This window comes from Chitinophaga sp., assembly GCF_036569185.1.
Classification (GTDB): domain Bacteria; phylum Bacteroidota; class Bacteroidia; order Chitinophagales; family Chitinophagaceae; genus Chitinophaga.
Window position 1 is genome coordinate 1 of sequence record NZ_DATCRD010000249.1, and the last position, 4,253, is coordinate 4,253.

Consider the following 4,253-nt stretch of genomic DNA (forward strand, 5'->3'; position numbering starts at 1 on the left):
ACGTTTAGGTGATAAGGTCCATGAATCCTGGTTGCCTTTTTCAATGGCGTTACGGCCCATTTTATAAATATTGAACAGCACTTCATCACGTTGTCTGGCTGCATAGTCGAGCACCGCATAGTTCAGCGACACCGAGTATTCAATAGAGCGCCTAAAGCGCCAGTCGTTTTGCGGCGTTACCGGGTTGGGTGTGGCGCCGTTGGGGATAAGGCGTTGCGGCACTACGGGGATCTTTTCCGGTGTGGGATTGCCGATAATTTCCGTGAGCAGCCCGATCATATTATGATACTGCGTGGTGGTGCGTAAGCCGCCGTTATACCAGGTAGAAAAGCTGGAACCGTTAAGGCGGGTGTAGCCGGGCTTATCTTCCGCATTGAGGCGGTTATACATGGCGGCGCCTAATGCATCGATACCGGTGATCATGAGCGGATCAAAGAAATAGTTGAAGGGGTCGCGGTAGGGCGGGCCCGCGAGCACAGAGCCTTCGGGCCCGCGCTGGTGATGGTTGTACATGATCTGTGGCATCCATTCCAGGAACAACTGCCGGCCCATGTTCACGCTTTCTTTCATGTTCATGATATAGAAATCGCGATTGTTGTCATGCCCGATATACTTCTGGTACAGCACCGGGAGCTGGTCTACCGTACGTTGCAGCGTATCGGTATGGCGCATGTACCAGTTGGATACCAGCTCCTGCCCATCAGGGTTGGCATGCGTCATCAGGATGATCACATTGTCGAGGATACGCATGGTTTCCGCGTCTGTTCTGTTGCTCAGCTGCCATGCTGTTTCAATCAGCTGGTGGGTGCCTACTACTTCAGTAGCATGAAGACCGCCATCTATCCACACCACTGCTTTTCCCGCTGCTGCCAGTTCACGCGCCTGTTCAGTGGAAAGGTCTTCTGCACGCGCCAGTTGCTGCGATATCTTTTTATATTTCTCGAGGAGTTTAATATTTCCGGGAGAAGAGATGATGAGCATATACTGATCACGGCCTTCTTCCGTTTTGCCGATGTTCACCAATTGTACACGATCCGACGATGCCGCCAGTTGCTTAAAGTACGCCGCTGTTTGGGTGTAGTTGGCCAGCTGGTAATCATCGCCTATATTAAACCCGAAGTGTTCTTTCGGGGAAGGAATATGTTGCGCCGCCGCAGTTGCGCAAAACAATCCCAGCGTGATGGCCGTGGCAAGCAGTTTATTTTTCATAGCGTTTACTGATTGAGTTATTTACGGTAATCCAGTGCCGGTTTTCTGTCGCCCAGCATGGCTTCATATTTAAATCCTGTTCCCTGTCTTTGTCCCAGTTCTTCTTTTGCTGCTTTCAGGGTTTCGGGGCTTTTAAACAAATCATAAGCGGTGAGGGCCATTGTTTTGGCGGCTACCATCATTCCTTTCACGCCAATACTGCTACCGGCGGCGGCTACGTTCTGCCAGCTATGCCCCGATGATCCGGGTACAAAAGTGGCTGTTACAATACCGGCAGTAGGCGCCACCCAGCTTACATCCGCTACATCGGAGGAAGCGCCGCCTGCATCCTTGATCATCATAAAAGGGCTCACGCGGGATGTGACGGTATCGGGATCCGGCGTGTTATCTTTTTCCACAAAGGTGGACTGGATCTTCTTCGCAAAGTCTTTTTCCTCCGGCGTATAACGGAAACCGCCTACCTGGTGCAGGTTCTTATCCATTACCTGCGACAACGTAATATTGGGCAGCATGTTATACACTCCTCCTATCACCTCGTAATCCATGCGGGTACCGGTTCCCAGGGCAGCGCCTTCTGCACATTTCACCAGCCGTTCCCATACGCTTTTCACTACTTTCATTTCGGGATGTCTTACATAATAGTATACTTCTGCAAATGCCGGTACCACGTTAGGCGCATCTCCTCCTTTGGTGATCACGTAGTGGATGCGGGTGGTAGAAGGCACATGTTCCCGCATCATGTTCACCATATAGTCCATAGCCTCCACGCCATCGAGGGCAGAGCGGCCTTTTTCAGGAGCGCCGGATGCATGGGCCGCGGTGCCATAGAACCTGAACTTGGCATTTTTATTAGCCAGCCAGGGCGCTACTGCTGCGGAGTTCTGGTTGCCGGGATGCCAGTGCAATACGGCGCTTACATCTTTAAACAATCCTTCCCTTACCATGTATACTTTACCGGAACCGCCTTCTTCAGCAGGACAGCCATACAAACGGATGGTGCCTTTTGCACCGCTCGACTGCAGCCAGTTTTTCACGCTTACCGCAGCAGCCACGGAGGCTGTTCCGAACAGGTTATGTCCGCATCCGTGCCCCGGAGCGCCGTCGTGCACAGGATGTTTTTCCGGCGTCGCTTCCTGCGATAATCCCGGCAATGCATCATACTCCGCCAGGATGGCTATCACCGGTTCTCCGCTGCCATAACTGGCTTCAAATGCGGTAGGAATGCCGGCAATACCGGCTTTCACGGTAAAGCCCTGTTGCTGCAATGTTGCCTGCAGTAACGCCGAGCTTTTCTCTTCCAGGTATCCCGGCTCCGCATAGCTCCAGATCTTTTTTGCGATAGTATCATAACTGGCCGTATGCTGGTCCAGGTAAGTGATCATGGTCGATTTATTTTTATCCTGTTGCGCTGTTGCCGGTAAAGCCAGGCAACATAACATACTGCCCAAAATAATTTGCTGCCTCATAGGTTATTTATACAATTGGTTAAACAGTAATTTAAAAGTGCTGTGAGACTGACCACGGAAAGTGATCTCCGGACCGAAGGCATACAGTTTGCCTTTGCCTACCGGCGCTGTAAATGCCGCAATGCCGTTTTTGAGATACTGCTGCCCCCAGGCCCAGCCGCTATGCAGCGGCTTATCATTGGAGAACCACACCAGTTTTTTTATGCTGGCAGTATCGCCGGTTGCGCCCAGTTTAAAAACAGGGCTTCGCTCAAAGTATACATCATTCCTGGCCGCCATGCCAAAGGTTTCCGGGGCGGTGGTATCAATATCTGCCAGCAACAGGCTGCCCGGAATATAGTATTTGGTACCGCTGAGGGGCTTCCATTCATTTTTACTGTTCTTCTCCACCAATGCGTTCTGCACCGGCAGCTGCAGATGATAGGCCAGGTTGGTGCTGCTGCCGATGGTCACTATACGACCGCCTTCTTCCAGGAATTTCTTCAGCTGGGGAATGGAGGTATCTGCCGTAATTTTTCCCAGCCAGCCACGGTATTCAGCCGGCAGCTCTTCCGGCTTTGGAGGTTTACTCTCGTAACCGTTACGCGCCTTCTTAGGCTTACCGGTATCGGGTATGGCGCCGGTGGCAAAAATGATCATATCGTATTTACTACGCAGCTTCCCGCTGTCGATAGCGGAAGTGTACACGAACCGGTAAGGGAAATGGTACTGTTCCATGAGCCAGCTGATCCAGCCGGCGGGAATAGACCCGCCATAGTTGTTCCAGATGCCGATGCGCAAAGGAGATATGGAAGTTAGCCCCGCGGGTTTGTTGTCACTAACGGTAACGGGTATACCAAATTGCGCCGCATCTTTTACCAGCACCTCACGGGCTTTTGCGGAAGAGGGTATATAAAAACTGCCTGCCCCGGTAACGCCGGCGGGTAAACGAAATACTTTCACACCGGCTTTCAGCAGGTCGTTCACTACAATAAAGGCATTATTGATACGTGCATCTACCAGGTATCCTTTGCCGGTAGGCACTTCCTGTTTAGGTGGTGATTGCAGGCTGCCATAGGGCACCTTTTCAAAAGGACCACTGAAGGGCTCCTGCATACGGTCGAACTGTACTCCCATCTGGAAGGCCAGCGTCCACCCGGCGGCATCGTAGGGACGTATGGGCGGCCCTCCTTCATACTGAAAATCGTTCGGATGATCCTGTGGCTCAAACATGTCTATTACATGCGGGCGAAAAGCCTGGCTGGTTTTTACAATATAGGAACCGGCAGGGTATTGCCTGCCCCCCACCGTAAAAGCTGCCGTGGCTTTCTGCACCGCTATGCCTGATTGAATAAGGGCGTTGATAAATTTTACCGCAGTGGGAAAATCCGGTTGATCCGCGGGGATGATGTACCCGCGGGCATCCCGGCGCATAGGGTCTTTCAGCACCGCATCGTAATACTTTACGGCTACAGTATCCTCCCGGCCGAAGGAGAATTCGCCACCACCCTCTCCTTCTGTGCCGGGTTCGGATTTTTTACTGTTCTTATTGGCCAGTTTTATACTATCGATATAACTGGGATAGAAGGTCCAGTTGTC

At 51.9% G+C, this 4,253-nt stretch carries 2 protein-coding genes and 1 pseudogene; all 3 read right to left on the bottom strand.

What is annotated here, in order from left to right; all coding sequences use genetic code 11:
• A partial coding sequence (locus VIM72_RS18855) for a M14 metallopeptidase family protein (RefSeq protein WP_332004375.1) occupies positions 1 to 1,209 on the bottom strand: 1,209 nt, incomplete at its 3' end.
• A 17-nt stretch (positions 1,210 to 1,226) separates the two neighbouring features.
• On the bottom strand, positions 1,227 to 2,675 hold the full coding sequence (locus VIM72_RS18860) for an amidohydrolase (RefSeq protein ID WP_332004376.1): 1,449 nt from the start codon (positions 2,673 to 2,675) through the stop codon (positions 1,227 to 1,229).
• A 3-nt stretch (positions 2,676 to 2,678) separates the two neighbouring features.
• A pseudogene (locus tag VIM72_RS18865) lies at positions 2,679 to 4,253 on the bottom strand (peptidase); the annotation flags it as partial.